This window comes from Prodigiosinella confusarubida (genome assembly GCF_002847015.1).
GTDB classification, from domain to species: domain Bacteria; phylum Pseudomonadota; class Gammaproteobacteria; order Enterobacterales; family Enterobacteriaceae; genus Prodigiosinella; species Prodigiosinella aquatilis.
Map to the genome: position 1 here is coordinate 2,522,063 of NZ_CP025085.1, position 19,238 is coordinate 2,541,300.

Here is a 19,238-nt window from a genome sequence, read left to right on the forward strand (position 1 = left end):
ATGATTATCCCGTCTATTCAGGCGATCAATAGCGTGAATAGACCAAGAAAACCGCGTTAACTTATACGTTCATCCTCAATATCAGGCAAAGATATCAACACCGTTTACTGAAGAAACCATAGATTGCAACCGTGTCGGAATGGGTAGTGGGTCTATTGTTTTACTGGTCGTTTCACTAAACTGCTGTTTATAGGATGATGAATTACCAGAGTTACTATTATTGTTGTTTGCTGTCTGTTGCTGGGCCTGTTGCCAACCTGCTGCGTCACTGCCTACACTGCTTTGTCCAAGGTTGATTCCACTTTCTGCCATAGCATTACGCAGATGTGGCAATGCGGCTTCCAGTGCTGAACGAACCTGGCTGTTACCCGATATCAGATGGATCTGTGCCTGGCTATCATCCAACTTGAGGCTGATCTGGAGTGACCCTAGCTCTTCGGGGTGCAAGCGTAATTCAGCGGTTTGCTGACCGCCACGCATGAACATGATCACTTGTTGACTCAATGTGTCATTCCACTGCTGGGTTCCTACCGGTACATTGATCTGTCCGGTGACATGTTGTGCAGCAGGAAGCGAAGGTACTGACACATTTGTGAGTGTGGATGCCATGTTTTGGAGGGATGCAGCATTAGACGTGCTATTGGTGTTAGCTGAGAGTGCCGAGGTTTGTTCCACGCTATCTTTTGCTGTTCTCACTAGTGTGGAGTCAACTTTTACCCGATCCTCTGGTGTCTGGGATGGATTCTGGTTCTGTAAGCGACTATCTTTCAGTGAAGCCTTAGTGTCTAAACTTATGAAAGATAATGCACTGTCTGATGCATCATCCTTGCTCTTTTTGTCATCGGATTTCCCGGTATCGGTAAACAACGCTGCATTGCCGCTTCGTTTATCATTAACTAACCTGGGTAAAACGTTCACACTGCCAGTGTCGTTGTTAGCAGTTTTCGTGACAGATGTTTGGGTATTTTGAGTAGGCAACATTGCAAAAAGTGCCTGCATGGCCAGCGCATTATCGTCAGATTTATTGTCTTTCTTCTCTTCGGTCTTTTTCACTTTGGATAAAAGGTCGGTTACAGAATTTAAATCTTCCAGAGAAATGGAACCATTTGAAAATGCGCCAAGGAGATCATTGAGTTCGTTGCCATTGACCATGATGCCGTTTTGCTGAAGTGTATTCAGAAGATCGTTTTTTTCACTATCAGTAACAACGGCTTCTTTATTACTGTTGCCAGTCGCTAAATTCTTACTCAAAAGCTGAATAAAATCTTTAGGTAAATTATCCTTCCCTAAAAGAGCGGTGAGGGTATCACCCGGCGAAACACTGCCTGTATTGCTGATATTGGTCGTAGTAGATAATGCGGGCAGATTCATGGTTCTATTTTCCTCATTGAGGCTCGTTGAGCAAATTCATCCATTTGCTTTTGTTCTAACCGATTTTCCCGGGCAAGCTGTTTAGTCTGTTCACGATCTCGCAAGGTTTCAAAAGCGTTCAGACGCTGCTGTTTTTCTTGCCAGGTCTTCATCACCAGATCCAGACGAGAAGTCCACTGTAATAGTTGTTGTCGATGTTGTTCAATCGCTTTATCCAGAGTCAGAATAAATTGTTGATAGTTTCGCCAACTGGTATTAGCCATACCGTCTGTCATCGAATCATTAAGCTTCTGTCGATAGTCGTCTTGGTAGTTTAACAGCATATTTAGCTGCTGTTCAGCCTGCTGATATGCTTGTTGTACTTGTCCCAGTTGACTGGTTGCCTTTTCAACTTCTTTTTCCGCTAATTCGCGTAACATGGCAAGAGATGACGGATTTTTCATCTTTCCTCCTGTTCATTACGAGGAAAAATGGTATTTAATGCCTGATAAGAGTCTGCATAATTGCTTCGTTCAAACATCCCTTGCTGTAGAAAAGCTTCCATTTGCGGATATAAACGGATAGCACGGTCAAGTGTCAGATCGCTGCCTGCAGCATACGCCCCAACGCTTACCAGGTCACGGTTACGTTGGTAGCTTGATAATAGCTGTTTGAATTGACGGACCGAGCCATAATGCTCCTCGTCGATCAGAGACGTCATGGCACGACTGATGGATGCCTCTATATCAATTGCTGGATAGTGCCCCGCTTCAGCCAACTGCCGTGAAAGTACTATATGCCCATCCAGAATTGCGCGAGCCGAGTCGGCAATAGGATCCTGTTGGTCGTCACCTTCAGTTAAAACGGTATAAAAAGCAGTTATAGAACCACCGCCATGAATACCGTTGCCTGCGCGCTCAACTAATGCAGGCAATTTAGCGAAAACAGAAGGGGGATATCCTTTGGTTGCTGGAGGTTCCCCAATCGCTAACGCAATTTCGCGTTGTGCCATGGCGTACCGGGTCAATGAATCCATGATCAATAATACATGCTGACCATGGTCGCGAAAATCTTCAGCTATACGTGTCGCATAAGCAGCACCTTGCATGCGCAGCAACGGTGAAACGTCTGCCGGTGCAGCGATAACGACAGAACGCGCGCGACCCTCTGGGCCTAGAATGTTCTCAATGAAATCCTTTACTTCGCGTCCACGCTCACCGATCAATCCCACAACAATGATATCAGCCTGAGTGTAACGTGCCATCATTCCCAGCAATACACTTTTACCGACACCTGAACCGGCGAATAATCCCATACGCTGCCCACGACCTACGGTAAGCAGGGCATTGATTGCTCGAACGCCGACATCAAGTACATCTTCAATGGGGGTCCGTTGCAAAGGATTAACGGGTGGCGTAATTAATGCTGCGCGATAGCCTGTATCGGGTGCCGGCAATCCATCCAGTGGTTTTGCGCTACCATCAAGAACACGTCCTAGTAACTCGGGGCCTAATGGCAATTGTTTTCCCTGGGTTTTCCCCTCCGGGCCCATTCGTTCGTAAACACGGGCACCCGGTATAATGCCTTCTACTTCTTCCAATGGCATGAGAAATAGTTTTTGTCCGTTAAAACCGACAACTTCACTTTCTACTTCCTCGACCTGATGTCCGTTCTGGCGCTCAATCAGACAGGTTGCCCCCAAAGGCATATGTAAACCGGTAACTTCGAGTACCAAACCTGTTGCTCGGGTCAGTCGGCCATAACGACGCACCGAAGGCGTATTGGCGATCCGCTTCTCAAACGAATCCAACGTGGAAAGCCAGCGAGAGAGACGGACGGTCATTATAGTTCTCCCGGTGCTGCCAGGCGGCAGAGTTCGTGCCAGCGAGTAGCAATACTGGCATCAAGGTCACCTTCTTCCGCACTGACTTTACAACCACCAGGGTGGAGCTGATTATCGGCTAATAATCCCCATCCATGAAGGCTAAGCGTTGGGCCGAGATGTTGCTCAACCCGTTCTATATCTGAAGGGTGCACCCGTAATTGTGGTTTACCAGTGAACAGCGGTTCTTGTTGAATGAGCTGTTGAATCTGGCTTAGTAATGCGTTTCCATCACACACCGCTGTCTGACCGATAACCTGCTTCGCAGCGGTGAGCGCCAATTGCATCAATCGAGATGCAATGACGCTGTCAAGCGCATCAAGCGTTTGCTGGAATTCAGTTACCATCTGCTGCATTTGGGTAATCATCGGTTGCTGCTGTTGTACCGCATCTTGTTGAGCTTGTTGCAGACCCGTATTCAATCCTTCTTGATAGCCTGCTTCATATCCTTGCTGGTGACCTTCCGAATATCCGGTATCGTGCGCTTGCTGTTGAACCTGCACACGTAGCGCTTGCAAGCTGTCATCATTCTGCTGATTGATAATGTCAGTAGAAGTTTGCGGCGGCTCACTGAGGTCAGATTCCTGCGCCGGTGGTTCCTGGGCGCCAGAGGACGCAAGATCGTCTGGTTTCCAGAGTTGCCAGGGCAGGTTATTAGATGAATCAGACATAAGCGTCATCGCCACCACCAATGATCATTTCCCCACTATCAGCCAGACGACGAACAATAAGCAGGATTGCTTTCTGTTCGTTTTCTACCTGAGACATGCGTACTGGACCACGGGTGGCCAAATCGTCGCGCAAAATCTCTGCAGCACGTTGGGACATGTTGCGCAGGAATTTTTCGCGCAGACCCTGCTCGGCACCTTTCAACGCAATCAGCAGAGATTCGGACTCCACTTCCTGTAGTAAACGTTGGATACTGCGATCGTCCACTTCCACCAGATTTTCGAACAAGAACATTTCGTCGATAATTTTTTGCGCCAGTTCACCATCAAATTCGCGCACGGCATCCATAACAGTTTCTTCGTGTTGCGTTTTCATCAGGTTGATGATTTCAGCAGCAGTACGAATACCACCCATCTTACTGCGTTTCAGGTTCTGACCATCCAAAAGGCCATTAAGAACTTCGGTTAATTCAGCCAGTGCTGATGGTTGCACTCCACCGAAAGTGGCGATACGCAGCATGACATCATTGCGCAACCGCTCATCAAATAAAGCAAGAATATCTGCTGCCTGGGCGCGTTTGAGGTGAACCAATATGGTGGCAATAATTTGTGGATGCTCGTCCTTGATAAGGTCGGCAGCACTTTGTGGTTCCATAAAGTTAAGCGTTTCCATGCCGGAAGATGTTTCTTTGCTTTCCAGAATATCTTCCAGCAGGCTGGATGCCCGCTCTTCACCTAACGCCTTGACCAAAACAGAGCGTAAGTAATCACCAGCATTTATACTCAGTGCCGCATACTGTTCGGCGTCACTTTCAAATTCTTTCAGTACTTCCAGCAATTGTTGTTGTGAAACTTGTCGCATACTGGCCATCGCTGTACTGAGATGTTGGACTTCACGTGTAGAGAGATGAGTGAATACATCTGCTGCGCGATCTTCTCCGATGGTCATCAATAAAATGGCGCTTTTTTCCGTACCGGTCATACTCATAGTTCGTTACCCATCCATTGACGGATTACCAGTGCGACGACACGAGGATCGTTTTCGGCCAGTTCACGTATCCGCTGACTTTGTAGTTCGGCATGAACGCGCTGCTGGGATTTCCTCTGTTGTTCCTCTTCATCTGTGCTGATATTCACAGTGACATCATCATTCCCACCGCTACTATTACGTAATCCAGCGGCTGCTTGAGCGGCTTCTTGCAGTTGTGCTTTTCGTTGTAGATGCGGACGTACCAGTTTTCGGTACATAATCAAAGCAACAATCAGTACCAGCAACCAGCGCCCGCCTTCTATTAACAGGTTGAAGAAGGCCGGTGTTTTCCAGAAGGGGAGTTCACCGCCACTTTGATCAACTTCTGAGAACGGCGTATTGACAACATTGAGCGTATCGCCACGTTTGCTAGAGAACCCCATTGCTTCGCGAGTTAATGACTCAATTTGCTTAATTTGTTCGGCAGTTAATGCGCTTGGCTTGCCATCAGTCCCAGTAGGGAGATAGTTGACGACAACGGCTACAGATAAGCGCTGAACATCGCCGGTGCTATGTTTAGTATGAAGGATAGTGCGGTCAACTTCATAGTTAATGGTTTGATCATGACGACTGCTGATCGTCTGGTTTGCAGCCGTGGTTCCTGTTGTCTGCGCCGTACTAGTGCCAGTGTTAGCTTTATTCGTATTATTGTTGGCATTGTTGGCATTGTTGGCCGGTGGTGTTGAAATCGGCGCTGTAGGTGCGGGTGCCGGTGTGTTAGATAATGCACCAGGAACGCCCCCTACATTTGGGCCGCCACGCTGATCGCTCTGACTTGTTTGTTCAGAACGCACGGCTGATTGGTTCGGTGCCTGGTTCGGCTGATACTGCTCGTCGGTTTGTTCGCGACTTGAAAAATCAATCTGGGCCGTGACCTGGGCGTGAACATTTCCGGAACCAACAATAGGTGCAAGGATCGATTCAATCCGGCGTTGATAACGGCTTTCTACTTCGCTCGCATATTTCAGTTGCGTGGAATCCAAACCGCGGCCAGCACCGTCAGATTGAGTTAGTAAATGCCCTGACTGGTCAACAACCGTCACTTTATCTGCCGGTAATCCTGCTACGCTACTGGAAATCAGGTAAACAATGGCATTGATCTGACCATCATCGAGTGCGCGCCCCGGCTGTAATGTCAGTGTAACTGAAGCGGAAGGCGACTTTTGCTCACGAACAAAAAGAGAAGGCTTTGGAATAGCGAGATGGACTCGTGCACTTTGAACCGGTCCCAACGTTTCCATGGTACGCGCCAGTTCGCCTTCTAGTGCTCGTTGGTAATTAATCTGTTCACTGAACTGGCTGATGCCAAATTTCTCTTGATCAAGCAATTCAAAGCCGACTGCTCCACCTTTCGGCAACCCTAGTTGCGCGAGACGTAAGCGAGTTTCATAAACTTTGTCTGTAGGAATCAGAATGGCCCCACCACCTTCAGAAAAGTGGTAGGGGATGTTCATTTTACCTAATTCCGTGACGATAGCACCACCGTCACGATCATCTAAATTACTGTAGAGTACCTGGTAACTTGGCCCTTTGGCCCATAAAGATAACGCTATAACGATGGCAATGGTTGCTGCCGCTGCTATTAATAGGGGTATTCTGGGATTGGCACGCAAGCGGTTGAGTATTTCGCCAAAGCCATTTCCACCGGCAGCTGTTCCTGATGTTGAGGCATTCATACTCTATTTCTGCCTAATTGTTGGACAATATAGCTAACGTTGTTACGTGACAAAACAGAACTCCGTGATTGCGCAATCATAAACGATTCATTGCCTACACTTGTCGGCATGTCATTATTTTACGTAATGCAAAATTCGATGGGCCGATAAGCCAGCATTTTTAACGCTAATTAACCGATTTAATACATCATGCATATGGTAGGGTGACAGCCGTGAAATAAAAAATGATGGACCATCGTGGATATATAATGCACTTGGTTATTTTTATTTCATTATTTATCAATTAGTTAGCGCGAATCTGCGGTTAAATCGATTTACCCGATAGAAAGTGAGGGGCAGTATGTCAGTTCAAGGCATTAATGGTGTATTACAACAAATGCAGGTTGCCATAACACAGGCAGCAGATAATCCGGTCACCAGACCTGCTATGGGACCAGGGTTTGCTAGCGAATTAAAATCAGCCATTGATAAAATCAGTGACACTCAACAGAGTGTCCAGGTTGAGGCCAAAAATTTCACTATGGGTGTCCCTGGGGTTGCACTGAACGATGTCATGGTGGATTTACAGAAGGCATCTGTTTCACTTCAAATGGGTATTCAAGTTAGAAATAAACTGGTTTCTGCTTACCAGGATGTGATGAATATGACCGTATGAGCGTGGCGTAAATATTATTACGACATAGCTTGCTGTTCTATATTACTTTTTATTCCAGTTTATGTTTGTTTGGGCATTAAACTCAGTCGGAAGCCAGCTTTTGATTGCTGGCCCATAGTTTATCAAAATGGTGTGATATGAATTTATGATTGTCATGCTCATGATTGTGGGTCGCCAGGCAGTGTTCGATGTTGGGAAAACTTACCATATGCGTCATTAATATTTTTTTGATTTAGCGATTTACCCATCAGTTCACCCAACTCATCCATCCGTTTCTGGAGCAAATGCTTAACGGTGGCTTCGTTATCTACAATTTCCTGCAAAATTTCCCGGAAATGTAACTGCGTAACGCTATCAATATTTGTAGGCAGCGGCGTCTTTGTTAGTGTTTCCACTGATTGGATATAAATAATTTCCTGTTTAACTAGTTCATCCCAGTGGCCATTAACAGCCAAAGCTAAAACCTCTTTGCTGAGAGATAAAAGCTGTCGGTAATTGTTGAGAAACTGATGGAGATTGTCCATTTAACGCACTTCCTGCTCAGGTTGATAATTTGGACCAATTCTGCGCCATGCATCAGCAATATTTTCCAGTAGGATATCGACTTCAATTATTGCCTGTTCATCGTTGTGTTGGTTAGCGTGTAATAATCTACGGGACATATAGTCATAAAGATCAGAAAGGTTATCTACCAGTTCATCATTACCTTCTGTATCCAGCCCTGCTTTTAAACCATTAATGATAATGTTAATAGCTTTTGATAAAGCATTACCTTTGCCCTGAATATCACCTTTCTGCATCAGGATTCGAGCACGGACAAGCGCACTGTGCGCGCCGTCAAACAACAGTACGATCAGTTGATGGGGACTTGCGCTCATTACACTACTTTCCAAGCCTACTCTCTCATAGGCTTGGCTACCATTTCTGTTATACATAAATTTCTCTCTTATCAACTACTCAAACTACTTGCTACTGGAACTCGAAGAACTCAGCAAGGAAGTCAGAGAACTACTGGTTCCGTTTAACTGTGATACCAACGTATTGAGCTGAACGAATTGAGCCTTATAGCGCGCAATATTATCATTAATACTGTTTGTCGTATTTTCGATCTGCTTACTCAGCGCCTTTAACGAGGTGTTGATGCCATCTGTAGAGGTTTGAATAAGTCCGTTGTTAGTATTTAACACTTCTGTTAGATACTGGCTGCTCTGTGTAGCGAAGCCCGTTGTTTTCCCATCACCCAGAAAGAACGCTTTTACGTTATCAGGTTGTTCATTAAGTGCTTTTTGCAATTTCGTTGTATCGACTTCCAATTTCCCCTGATCGGTACCAGTAGCGATCTGTTTAATCCCTAAATCATTAAGGATTTTGAGTGTGCCACTTTGGCTTTGTATCGAAGTCAACTGGCTTTGTAATTGGCGTTGGATACCCTGAACAGTACTGTTGCCTAATAATGCACCATTACCTGTACTCTGAGTCGTATCACCTGGACTAACAGCAACGTATTTGGTTTGCGACTTAATAGTGGTTTGCAGCGAGTTGTAAGCATCGACCCATGCTTGAATAGCCGTCTGTAACTGGGATGTGTCTTTAGAAACAGTCAGATTTTCAGTTTTGTATGTGGAAGGTGTGGTGGTGGTATCAAGATCTGATAGTTTCTTCAGATTAAAGGTAACGCCATCAATGGCATCATTGATCGTATTGCTCTGGCGTTCTATCGCGATGCCATTTAATGTAAAGGTAGCGTTTTGAGCCGCAGTGAGCTGAGTGGATTTATTATTAGCTGGCGTAGTGGTTTCGTAATGAAGCAGATTATCTAAAGAAGTGTCATTAGATTGGACGGTGATTTCAGATTTCAGTCCGGTGTCGTTAGCTGTTAACATCAGTTGAAAACTACTATCGTTGGCTTTCACTATACTTGCAGTTACGCCAGAATCCGATTTATTGATGGCGTCACGAATCTCGGTCAGAGAAGTCTGTGAGTCGGATAACGAAATCGTTGTTGTTTTATTTAGCCCCGGTTGGGCAATTGTTAGTGTTCTGTCGGTGGTCGGCGTACCTAACTTGTCAGTTTCGCTGGCTACTGAGGTGGATATCAGTGATTGCGCCTGTGCGATCTGGGTTACAGCCACTGCATAGTTACCCGCTGCCGCGTTGGCGGTGGTCGTCGCAGTGAACGCGGTATTGGAGCTACTGACAGAAGTTGTAGCGATATCGTTTATTTTCGCCAGCGATTCAGTGGCAGTATTCAGTTTGTCCAGCGACGTCTTTAAAATGCCAAAGGACGTAATTTGGCTGTTATAAGCCGTCTGCTTATTGGTTAAGGGAGTAAGGCGACCTTGCTCCTGAGTTGTTATGTTGGTAAGTAGACTATTTAAATCCAGTCCTGAAATATTTAAGTTATTTATGCCCGCACTCGCACCTGTACTTGCCATGAGTATTGATCCTTATTTTTTGTGCTAATGATGCTATATCGGATGTTGCGCTGAAAAGTTTATAGTAAAAATGAATTTTATTATCTCTCATAACTATATGAAAACGTAATGTCATGATAGGTAATGCGCTGCCATGAGAAAGTACCTGGTTCTTAAAAGGATCAACCGACTTTTTTAAAAAAAACTAAAGCTTCTTTAGGCCGTGCCGATACAACTTAGGACGGTGATTTAACGCCGTGGGCAACAGCCCGAAACCTAAAACCGACTTGAATTGAAAAGGAAACACCATTATGGCACAAGTCATTAATACAAACAGCCTGTCGCTGTTGACCCAAAACAATCTGAACAAATCTCAGTCATCTTTGAGCACCGCTATTGCTCGTTTGTCTTCGGGCCTGCGTATTACCAGCGCTAAAGATGATGCAACCGGCGAAGCTATTGCTAACCGTTTCACTGCTAACATCAAAGGGTTGACTGTCGCTGCACGTAATGCCAACGACGGTATTTCCATCGCACAAACCACTGAAGGTGCACTGGACGAAATCAACAACAACTTACAACGTGTGCGTGAACTGACAGTTCAGGCACAGAACGAATCCAACTCTGCTAGTGACCTTTCTTCTATGCAGGATGAAATCCAAGCCCGTATGGATGAAATTGACCGTGTATCGGCTCAAACTCAATTTAACGGTGTAAACGTACTGAGCAAAGATACCACCATGTCTATTCAGGTGGGTGCTAATGATAACCAAACTATTGATATCGGACTGAAAGAAGTAACGTCCAAAACTCTGGGCCTGGATGGTTTCAATGTAACTGGTCCAAACGGCGGCACTGCAACGGGTGCCTTGGCTACGGCAGATTACCAGAAAGCTTATGGTTCAACTACCAATGTAACGGGTACTACTGCCGCTGAATCAACCCCTGGTGATTTGGCAACAAAACTGGGTGTCGCTTCTGGTAGTGTTACTGTTGCTACGGGTGCCACTCAGGATAGTAAAGGCAACTGGTTTGTTAAAGTTGACATCACTGCTACCAGCGCTACTGAAGAAAACAACCTGAAAGCAAACGGTTTTGATATCGCTTCTGGTACTACTGGTTCCTTCTACATTGCAGTAGATCCGCAGAGTGCCGATACCAGCACGACTACTGGTACCGCAGCATTTAAGCTGGATACAGCGAACATGAGTCTGAAGAAGCTGACTTCTGGTGCAACGAGTAGCCCGTTGGCTGCAATTGATAAAGCAATATCATCGGTTGACGTACAGCGTAGTTCGTTGGGTGCGATTCAGAATCGGTTCACCTCTGCTATCAGTAACCTGAACAATACTGTTAACAACCTGACGGAAGCTAGAAGTCGTATTCAGGATGCTGATTATGCAACTGAAGTTTCTAATATGAGCCGTGCCCAGATCCTGCAACAGGCGGGTACTTCTGTTCTGAAACAGGCTAACCAGGTTCCACAGACCGTTCTGTCTCTGCTGCAGTAATAGCTGTGAATTTTACGTTCAAACCCGGCGAAAGCCGGGTTTTTTTTGCTCTTAACCAGCCATTGGTATTATTTCAGTATGCTAATGTGCGTATTCTGTTTTTCTATCTGCCCCTCGACGATGCTTACTTTCAAGGATATTTATATGCCTCGTGCATTATTGAGTATTAATCAACTTTCTGAATTCCACTATGAGCAAGTCGTCATACTGGAGGCCATTCGCTATTTAGTGACTAATGGATGGTTGGTTGATGTTTATACACATTATTATGGTGGTGCATGTCAGAAAGAAATAGGACAGTGGGATTTAAAAGATCAGATCCTCATCGTCGACCAATGGAGTCATGAGAGTTATGAATTTGATAACCATTATGAGTTTCTATGGGTGCAGGATTCGATTTTCAGTGTTGATATGCTGAGTCGATTAGAATCTACTGGTATTGAAAGTAATATTGTCTTTTCCCACTTAAGTACTTCACCGACTACATATCTTAACCATTATTTGGAAGGCCAATTAGCCGATAGCATACTTTGTGTATCCTCTGCTCATGCACAAATGTTTATTCAGGCGGGTATTTCGCACGATAAAATTGAGTCTGGTTATTGGGTAGCTGAACATTTCTGCAAGTCAGAGCATTATCGTCGTTGTGAAAAACTATCTCACGCGCTCATTATTACAGAGCAGTCTGCGCAGGAAGTCCATGAATTACAGAAACAATTGATGGTTAATGGAATAACCAGTGATTGTGTTACGAGTGGAGCTGCATCAGCCGCGCAATTTAATAGTGCGGATGTTGTTATTTCTACTCTGGAAGGGGTTGCCTATGCGCTATGTATGGGGATTCCCGCTTATGTTTATGGTGAGCATGGTGGGATTGGCTACCTTAGTGACAAAAATATTCAGTTGGCCATCAAAGAGGGTTTTTCAGCTAGTGAATCATCACGCAAGATTGACATTGCTTCACTGATTAATGAATTGCGCAGCGGGTTTGAGATTGCTCTAAATTTCTCGGTTGCACATCAAGCTGAATTCATTAACCGCTGGAGATTCTCTCGGCGTTTTAGTTCATTACTGGAAAAACTGGCTCCTCCTTATCTCAAGAAAATTTCCGAACCAGTAGTCCAGGAATTAGCGCTTCACAATAAAATACGTAAAAGTGTCGCTCTGCCACCATATTCACTGGCTCGCTGGCAACAAGATCGGCGACCATCTGCTACCCGAGCCATATTGTTACGTACTATTCTTGAGTCGCAGGACAGTTTGGGGAAAATAGCGGTAGTGCTGGTTGATAATAAGGGCAACGCTATAGAAATCAAACGGTCTTTAGCGAGTCTTAGCGAGCAATTATTATTACCTAGTCAGTTATTGATCATTTCACCATTGGTACAGCCTGATGGTTTTACTCAGGGTGAATGGATTACGAGTTCGGTCCACTGGGCGGAGGAGATCAACACTCGCTTGACAGCCTTTGATGAGGGCTACCTATTTGTTATCTACTCTGGTGATCTACTTGAACCACAAGCGTTGTTACTATTGGCGGAGCACCGGGTATGTAATAGCCATTCATTAGTTTGCTATGTCGACGAAGATGTCCTTAATGGCTGTGAGCCAGAAAAATTAGTACTGAAACCAGATAGTAATATCGACATGCTGCGTAGTTTTCCCTATATCGGCAAATCGTTAGCTTTTTCTCCTCAACATGCTGTTCAGGTTGGTGGGTTGAACACTGAATTACAGGATGCAGTACTGGTTGATTTAGCTTGGCGATTTGTTGAGCAAGTGGGGGCTCAGGCACTGGGACATGTTACTGAGGTGCTATTACATGCTGAAGAGTCAGTGGTTGATTGGTTGCAAAAAGGTAAGGTACTAGACCTCTCCGCAACGGCGGTAAAGGCCCACTTATCGCGATTGAGTATCGGTGCACAGGTTAGTGGCGGTGCATGTCAGGGAACGCTAAAAATAAGTTACGATCTCCCTGTCCAGCCGCTTATATCAATTGTTGTCCCAACTCGCGACAATCTGTCGGTACTACGTAAATGTGTTGAGAGTCTGATGGAGCGGACACTATACCCACATTATGAATTGTTAATTGTAGATAATAATTCACAGGATGCAGCGGCCTGTCAGTTCCTTAACCAACTGGACTGTATGAAGTTGGGCAATATTCGGATACTACGCTGGCCGGATGCTTTTAACTTTTCAGCCATTAATAACTATGCTGTAGAACATGCTCGCGGTGACGTTCTACTGTTTTTAAATAACGATATTGAAATCACAGATAGCAACTGGCTATCTGTGTTGTTGCAACATGCATTGCGTCCTGAAGTGGGCATGGTGGGTTGTAAGCTGGTATTTTCCAATGGCAGTATTCAACATGCCGGGTTCATTTTAGGGCTGGATGGCGCTGCGGCTATTGCTTGTCAAGGGATGGATGGTGATAGTGATGGATATCTGAACGGTTTGAAAGTTACACATAATGTCAGCGCGGTGAGTGCGGCATGTATGATGATGCGTCGGGACGTGTTTACTGAATTGGGCGGATTTGATACACAGGATTTTCCTGTTTATTTTGGCGATGTCGATCTGTCACTTAAAGCCCGTCAGCGTGGTTATCTTATCGTTTGGACTCCTGAAATCCAGTTGCATCATCAAGGGGGGGCAACCCGCTTGCGATCCGATTTGTCTGGTATAGAACCTCAGGCTGATGACGCCCAGATTGATAGGCTTTTCCAACATTGGTTACCCCAATTAGCTAATGATCCGGCTTATCATCCGGCATTCAGCCGTGAAGTACCTGGATTTCAGTTTTCAATAACATCATCCCGTTGTCAGACACCCTTGCCAGGACGCCCGTTACCGGTTGTTCTGGGATGCCATGCTGATTGGTTTGGCTGCGGGCATTACAGAGTAATACAGCCATTTAAACATCTTGAACAAAATGCCTGCATTGAAGGTGGGCTTCATCTGGGGCCGATGATTAATCTCACTGATGTCGCGCGCGTCGATCCTGATGTGATCATCTTACAGGGTGCGACCGGTGAGAAAATTCCTCAATTGATGCAGCATTATCGTAAGTATAATCGGGCTAAGGTTGTGTTGGAGTACGATGATTATTTACCCAACATTCCTGTAGCAAACCATGCTCGTCATCGTATTTCTCAGGATGTGATAAGACGTATCAGGAGAGCAATAGAGCAGGCCGACTGGTTGGTCGTTTCTACACCTGAATTAGCAAAGGAATATGAACCGTTTCATTCTGATATCCGGGTTGCACTTAATCGTTTGCCTCCTGAGTTATGGGAAAATCTTGTCAGTTATCGCCGTATTAGCAAAAAAGCGCGTGTAGGCTGGGCCGGAGGAAGCTCACACGCCGGAGATTTAGCGCTGATTAAAGGTGTCGTGAAAGCTCTCGAAAATGAAGTTGAATGGGTATTCATGGGCATGAAACCCAGTGATGTGGCTTGTGAATTTCATATGGGCGTTCCTATTGAGTTTTATCCAGAAAAACTTGCCAGCCTGAATCTTGATTTGGCTATAGTCCCCTTGGAAATAAATCAATTTAACCGATGTAAAAGTAACCTCAGGCTGCTTGAAATGGGGGCATGTGGTGTACCGGTAATTTGTACCGATATTGAACCATATCGCTGCGATCTCCCTGTGACGTTGGTGAATAATCGATTCAGGGATTGGGTGGATGCAATTCGGATGCACATTAATGATATAGAGGCGACATCGCGTATGGGAGATGCTTTACGCAATGCAATCCGTCAAAACTGGATGTTGGAAGGAACGGGGCTAGAAAGCTGGCTTACGGCCTGGATGCCTTAAAAATAAATCATCCAAATACAAGGAGGAGTTATCTTTTCTTGTTTTTTAAAAAGAATATGTAATATGACATTACGTCCCCTCATAGTATTCACCCCGATAGCTTATGACTAATAGCATTTTCAATGCAGGGAATAGAGCAGGAAAACAATAGGTATTCATAGGCTAGATTATGTGTCTTGCATGCCAGTTAATGATGTTTTTATTGGTATCATGAGGTGGGTACTCTTTGTGTACCGTAATGGTTTTTTACAAAAACGGGCAGTTGGTCTGGTATTCGGATTAATTACTCAATGCAGACAATGTTTCTGCATCTTGATGGATGTGATAAGCGTGTTGGTTGCTGTTAGCCAAGGCGGTAGCGTGGCCTTGGCTTTTTCCCCACATACCAAAAAGACTTTAATACACCATTTGCAACTGTCACATAATTATAGACATTGTTAGCCTAATACCTCTTTTATTCAAATGAATATAGGCACAATAAATAGATATACCCATCATACTTCACGTTTCAAGCATGTTGACTACTATTGCTCACCCCAGTCACTTACTTATGTAAGCTATTGGGAATTTATTCGATTGCTGTCTTCCTGCAACTCGAATTATCTAGGGTATACATCACGTTGAATGCTTCTCTCTTATCGTCGGATTACTAATGAGTAAAAGAAATAAATACCCATACTATATTACATCACCGGATTACCGAGAGTCTTCTTCTGGCATCCGGGTGCTTCATCGCTTGTGTCATTTAATTAATGAACAGGGTGGAGAGGCATATATGGTGGGGTGTAATGTAGGAAACCCTGACTGGAATGCTCCTTTATTGAGTGTAGACGATTCACAGAGACATCAATTAAACGGCGGGATTTTTATTGCGGTATATCCGGAAATTATTTCAGGCAACCCGATTGATGCCCCTGTGTGTGTTAGATTTATGCTTAACAAAGAAGCATTGCTTAATGGAAATATGCTTGAAGAAGGTGAGGATGACTTATTTTTTTACTTCCGTAAAGAGCTTGCTGATAATGAAGCTAACGTAAATCTACTCCGATTGGATTTTTATGACTTCGACCTATTTTGCGATGATAATAGAGAAAAAGATCTTGATCTTTTATATTTAAATAGAGTGAGCCCGGATTCTATAGATTATTCAACTTTACCTGAAGGCATAAAGATATTATCTATTTCCAATCCATTGCCATTGAACGAATTGGCACAAGTGCTTAAAAGAGGCCGGGTATTATATACTTATGAAGCATCGAGTACTTGTGTGTTAGCAACGCTATGTGGCTGTCCTGTTATCTCAAGGATTGCACCTGGTTATGAAAAGTATGCCATTACACAAGAAACAATGTCTGATATTGGTAATGTGGGGGTGGCTTGGAGTGATGATCCGGCAGAAGTGGCGTCAGTAAAATCTAATCTCCATAAAGTAAAAGAGCATTATGAAAGACTAGAAGACACATTCTTACAACAATTAAATGTGTTTTTTGAACTGACGCAGGAAAAATCTGAGCAATATGCGTGTACAAAAACAGTACGTGATTTAAAGGGTTGGCTATCTACACGAGAGGTATCATCTGGGCAAAAGATATTAATCAAAAAAGCATTTGACGAGCACCGTGTGATGCCTAAATTTTGCATTGCTATCCTTAATATTGGTGGCAATAAAGATGATCTATATTCAACCATTGACTCGTTGGCTGTGGCCAGGCAAGAATACCCATATATTGAGTGTGTTATCCTGACCGTTGATCATATTGAGTTATCTGAATCTGTAACAGATTGGGTAAGCCTTCTCATCGCAGAGCAACCACATACGCTGCTTAATCAGGTTATAGAACAGTATAATTTTGACTGGTTACAGTGTGTATATTCAGGCACATATTTTACTCCGAATGGCTTACTTATCGCCGGTTTAAACCTGGCAAAAAACGAGAATTGCTACGCGGTTTACAGCGATATGCTAGTGAATGACTCTGAAGACAATATTGCTGCTGACTTTTTCCCGGATTTTAATCTTGATTTATTACTAAGTTTACCCCAGAGAATGGCTAGACACTGGTTATTTCAACGTCAGACATTAATTGATATTGATGGTTTTGATTCTGGCTTCATCGTGTCTTTTGAGTTCGATGCTATTATCAGATTAATTGAAAGTAAAGATATCTCTGGTATTGGACATTTATCTGAACCTGTATTGATTGATGCTGATCGAATCAATAACACCCATGAAGAAAATATTTCTATTATCATGCGTCATTTACAGAATAGAGGTTATTCGGGGAGTCAGGTTATTCCACATTCCGTAGGTGGATATAGGTTAGTATATGGGCACCAGCAGGCGGCGCCACTGGTTTCAATTATTGTCATCGTGCAAGACTCACTTTCCTCGCTGCAACGTTGTGTGACCAGTCTGCTGGAAAAAACACAATATGCTAAATATGAATTAATCCTTGTTAAAGGAGAGTCATGCAATGGTGAAATTCATACTTGGCTAAGCGCGGTGGCAGAAATAGATTCATCACGTATCCGCGTTTTGTCGTATCCTCATTTGTCAACTATTCCGGCATTAATGAATCATACTGTAGAAGAGGTTAATGGCGAGTTCATATTACTATTAGATATAAATACATTGCTAGTTCAGGTAGATTGGCTTGATAACCTTTTAAATCAGGGGCTGCGCCCTGAAGTGGGGTGTGTAGGGGCTAAGCTGATTAATCTTGACAAGACAATAAGTTCTGCTGGTGTCATCTTGGGATTGAATGGTATTTCTGACAGCCCATTTATCGGTGACATATTTGACAACACCGGTTATATGCAGCGCCTGAACGCTGACCAAAATTATTGTGTGTTGAGTGGAGATTGTTTGCTGGTTAAGAAATCGGTATATACTCATGTTGGTGGAATGGACGAGAATATTCAGGTTGCTTCACTTCGTGATATTGATTTTGGACTTAAAGTCAGAGAATCAGGATACATGTCGGTATGGACGCCACATGCAGTTATTGCTCAAGACAATACAGGAAGATCGCCATCTTCGTATGAAGAATTGAGTGAATATGAAGTTAATGTTTATCGGCGTTGGTTACCTTTGATAGCAAATGACCCTTCTTACAATAAAAATTTGTCATTAAAAGGGAAGGGGTATGAACCTGAATGGAATTCCGCATTAACCTGGCAACCACTGAGCTGGCGTCCAGTACCGGTGATCATGGCCTGGCGCGGTGAAGATAAACGAAGTGCTGATTCCCGTATCATATATCCGTTGGAAAAGATGAAGTCTGACGGGGTGTTGGATGGAATCGTGATTCAGAAGGCATTAACCATTCCTGAATTATATCGCTTTAATCCTGATGTGTTGATTGTCCAGGGATGTCATCTCGCTGAACATTATCATTGGTTGGATCAAATCAAATCTTTAAACCCTATTTTTACTGTGTGTGATATCGATGAGCATTTCTTATCTGTTGGTTTAGTCAAGAAGAACGGGCATGGGAAAAGTAAGCATTTAATAGCACAATTTGACTTTATTGATCGTGTGATAACAACGTCAGAGACATTGGCTGAGCTTTATAGTAAAGATCACCGTGATATCTGTATCCTGCCTTCTTTTCTGAACAGTGAATGGAAAGCCCTGCAACAGGAATGTCAACCATCTGAAAAAGTGAGAATAGGGTGTGTTACTCATGATTTAAGCCCTGGTGATATTAATTTGTTAGCGACTATTATCAGGGAATTATCGGAACAAGTAGAATGGGTCTTTCTTGGGAAATATCCGGAAAGACTCAAGCCTTATATTACTGAGTTCCACCGATACCCTGGTAATGTGGATTATCCAAAGATACTTGCCGGTCTTAACCTGGATCTCGCTATTGCGCCTCTGGAAGACACTTTATTTAACCGATGCAGGAATAATTTACGTTTGCTAGAGTTTGGTGCATGTGGTATTCCTGTTATTTGTAGTGATATAGAAAGTTATAAAGATAATCTCCCTGTTAAAAGAGTTAAAAATCGCTATAAAGATTGGCTATCTGCCATCCAGATGCATTTGCATGATAGAAATGCAATGGACGCTAAAGGTAAAGAATTAAGACATCATGTCTTTAGCAACTGGATGCTTGAAAATGATAATATTAAATTATGTCTCCGATCCTGGTTACCTAAAGAATCATGGTAATTACTATCCGGCTATTTTTGTAAATTTGTTGTTTCTATATCCTCTGG

The 19,238-nt window shown here is 43.9% G+C and carries 13 protein-coding genes; 4 read left to right on the forward strand and 9 right to left on the reverse strand.

Going from position 1 to position 19,238, the window contains the following annotated elements:
- Positions 1-81 precede the first annotated feature (81 nt).
- From CWC46_RS11520 to fliF, 6 genes are read right to left on the reverse strand one after another with little or no spacing between them, the layout of a single operon-like run.
- Positions 82-1,371, reverse strand: coding sequence for a flagellar hook-length control protein FliK (locus tag CWC46_RS11520; protein WP_021016430.1), 1,290 nt, complete (start codon positions 1,369-1,371; stop codon positions 82-84).
- A complete protein-coding gene (fliJ, locus tag CWC46_RS11525; RefSeq protein ID WP_021016429.1) occupies positions 1,368-1,814 on the reverse strand; it encodes a flagellar export protein FliJ in 447 nt (148 codons plus the stop codon). Before fliJ ends, CWC46_RS11520 begins: the two co-directional genes overlap by 4 nt.
- Complete coding sequence (fliI, locus tag CWC46_RS11530; protein WP_021016428.1) at positions 1,811-3,193, reverse strand: flagellar protein export ATPase FliI; 1,383 nt, start codon at positions 3,191-3,193, stop codon at positions 1,811-1,813. Before fliI ends, fliJ begins: the two co-directional genes overlap by 4 nt.
- Positions 3,193-3,903 (reverse strand): flagellar assembly protein FliH, encoded by a 711-nt coding sequence (gene fliH / locus CWC46_RS11535; RefSeq protein ID WP_037381849.1) that lies wholly within the window; start codon positions 3,901-3,903, stop codon positions 3,193-3,195. Before fliH ends, fliI begins: the two co-directional genes overlap by 1 nt.
- A complete protein-coding gene (fliG, locus tag CWC46_RS11540) occupies positions 3,896-4,888 on the reverse strand; it encodes a flagellar motor switch protein FliG (protein ID WP_021016426.1) in 993 nt (330 codons plus the stop codon). The genes fliH and fliG overlap by 8 nt, the downstream gene beginning before the upstream one ends.
- The gene (gene fliF, locus CWC46_RS11545; RefSeq protein WP_021016425.1) at positions 4,885-6,606 is read right to left on the reverse strand and encodes a flagellar basal-body MS-ring/collar protein FliF; all 1,722 of its coding nucleotides are present in this window, start codon (positions 6,604-6,606) and stop codon (positions 4,885-4,887) included. The genes fliG and fliF overlap by 4 nt, the downstream gene beginning before the upstream one ends.
- Positions 6,607-6,946: 340 nt before the next feature.
- On the opposite strand from fliF, the gene fliE reads away from it, so the two are divergent.
- Positions 6,947-7,261 carry a flagellar hook-basal body complex protein FliE gene (gene fliE / locus CWC46_RS11550; protein ID WP_021016424.1) on the forward strand — a complete coding sequence of 105 codons (315 nt, stop codon included), beginning with the start codon at positions 6,947-6,949 and terminating at the stop codon, positions 7,259-7,261.
- A 158-nt stretch (positions 7,262-7,419) separates the two neighbouring features.
- Here the strand turns inward: fliE and fliT are convergent, their stop codons facing one another.
- The 3 genes from fliT to fliD are packed head-to-tail and all read right to left on the reverse strand — an operon-like array spanning position 7,420 to position 9,696.
- Positions 7,420-7,785: a flagella biosynthesis regulatory protein FliT gene (gene fliT / locus CWC46_RS11555; protein WP_021016423.1), complete on the reverse strand. Its 366-nt coding sequence runs from the start codon at positions 7,783-7,785 to the stop codon at positions 7,420-7,422.
- Positions 7,786-8,196, reverse strand: coding sequence for a flagellar export chaperone FliS (gene fliS, locus CWC46_RS11560; protein WP_021016422.1), 411 nt, complete (start codon positions 8,194-8,196; stop codon positions 7,786-7,788). It lies immediately after the preceding gene.
- 27 nt (positions 8,197-8,223) lie between these two features.
- Positions 8,224-9,696 carry a flagellar filament capping protein FliD gene (gene fliD / locus CWC46_RS11565; protein ID WP_021016421.1) on the reverse strand — a complete coding sequence of 491 codons (1,473 nt, stop codon included), beginning with the start codon at positions 9,694-9,696 and terminating at the stop codon, positions 8,224-8,226.
- A gap of 290 nt (positions 9,697-9,986) precedes the next feature.
- Between fliD and CWC46_RS11570 the strand changes: the two genes are divergently transcribed.
- The 3 genes from CWC46_RS11570 (at position 9,987) to CWC46_RS11580 (ending at position 19,191) form a co-directional block, all read left to right on the forward strand.
- A complete protein-coding gene (locus CWC46_RS11570) occupies positions 9,987-11,186 on the forward strand; it encodes a FliC/FljB family flagellin (protein ID WP_101377495.1) in 1,200 nt (399 codons plus the stop codon).
- 144 nt (positions 11,187-11,330) lie between these two features.
- On the forward strand, positions 11,331-15,014 hold the full coding sequence (locus CWC46_RS11575; RefSeq protein WP_021016419.1) for a glycosyltransferase: 3,684 nt from the start codon (positions 11,331-11,333) through the stop codon (positions 15,012-15,014).
- A 652-nt stretch (positions 15,015-15,666) separates the two neighbouring features.
- Entirely contained in the window at positions 15,667-19,191 is a 3,525-nt protein-coding gene (locus tag CWC46_RS11580) for a glycosyltransferase (protein WP_021016418.1), read from the forward strand.
- The last annotated feature ends 47 nt before the right edge of the window (positions 19,192-19,238 follow it).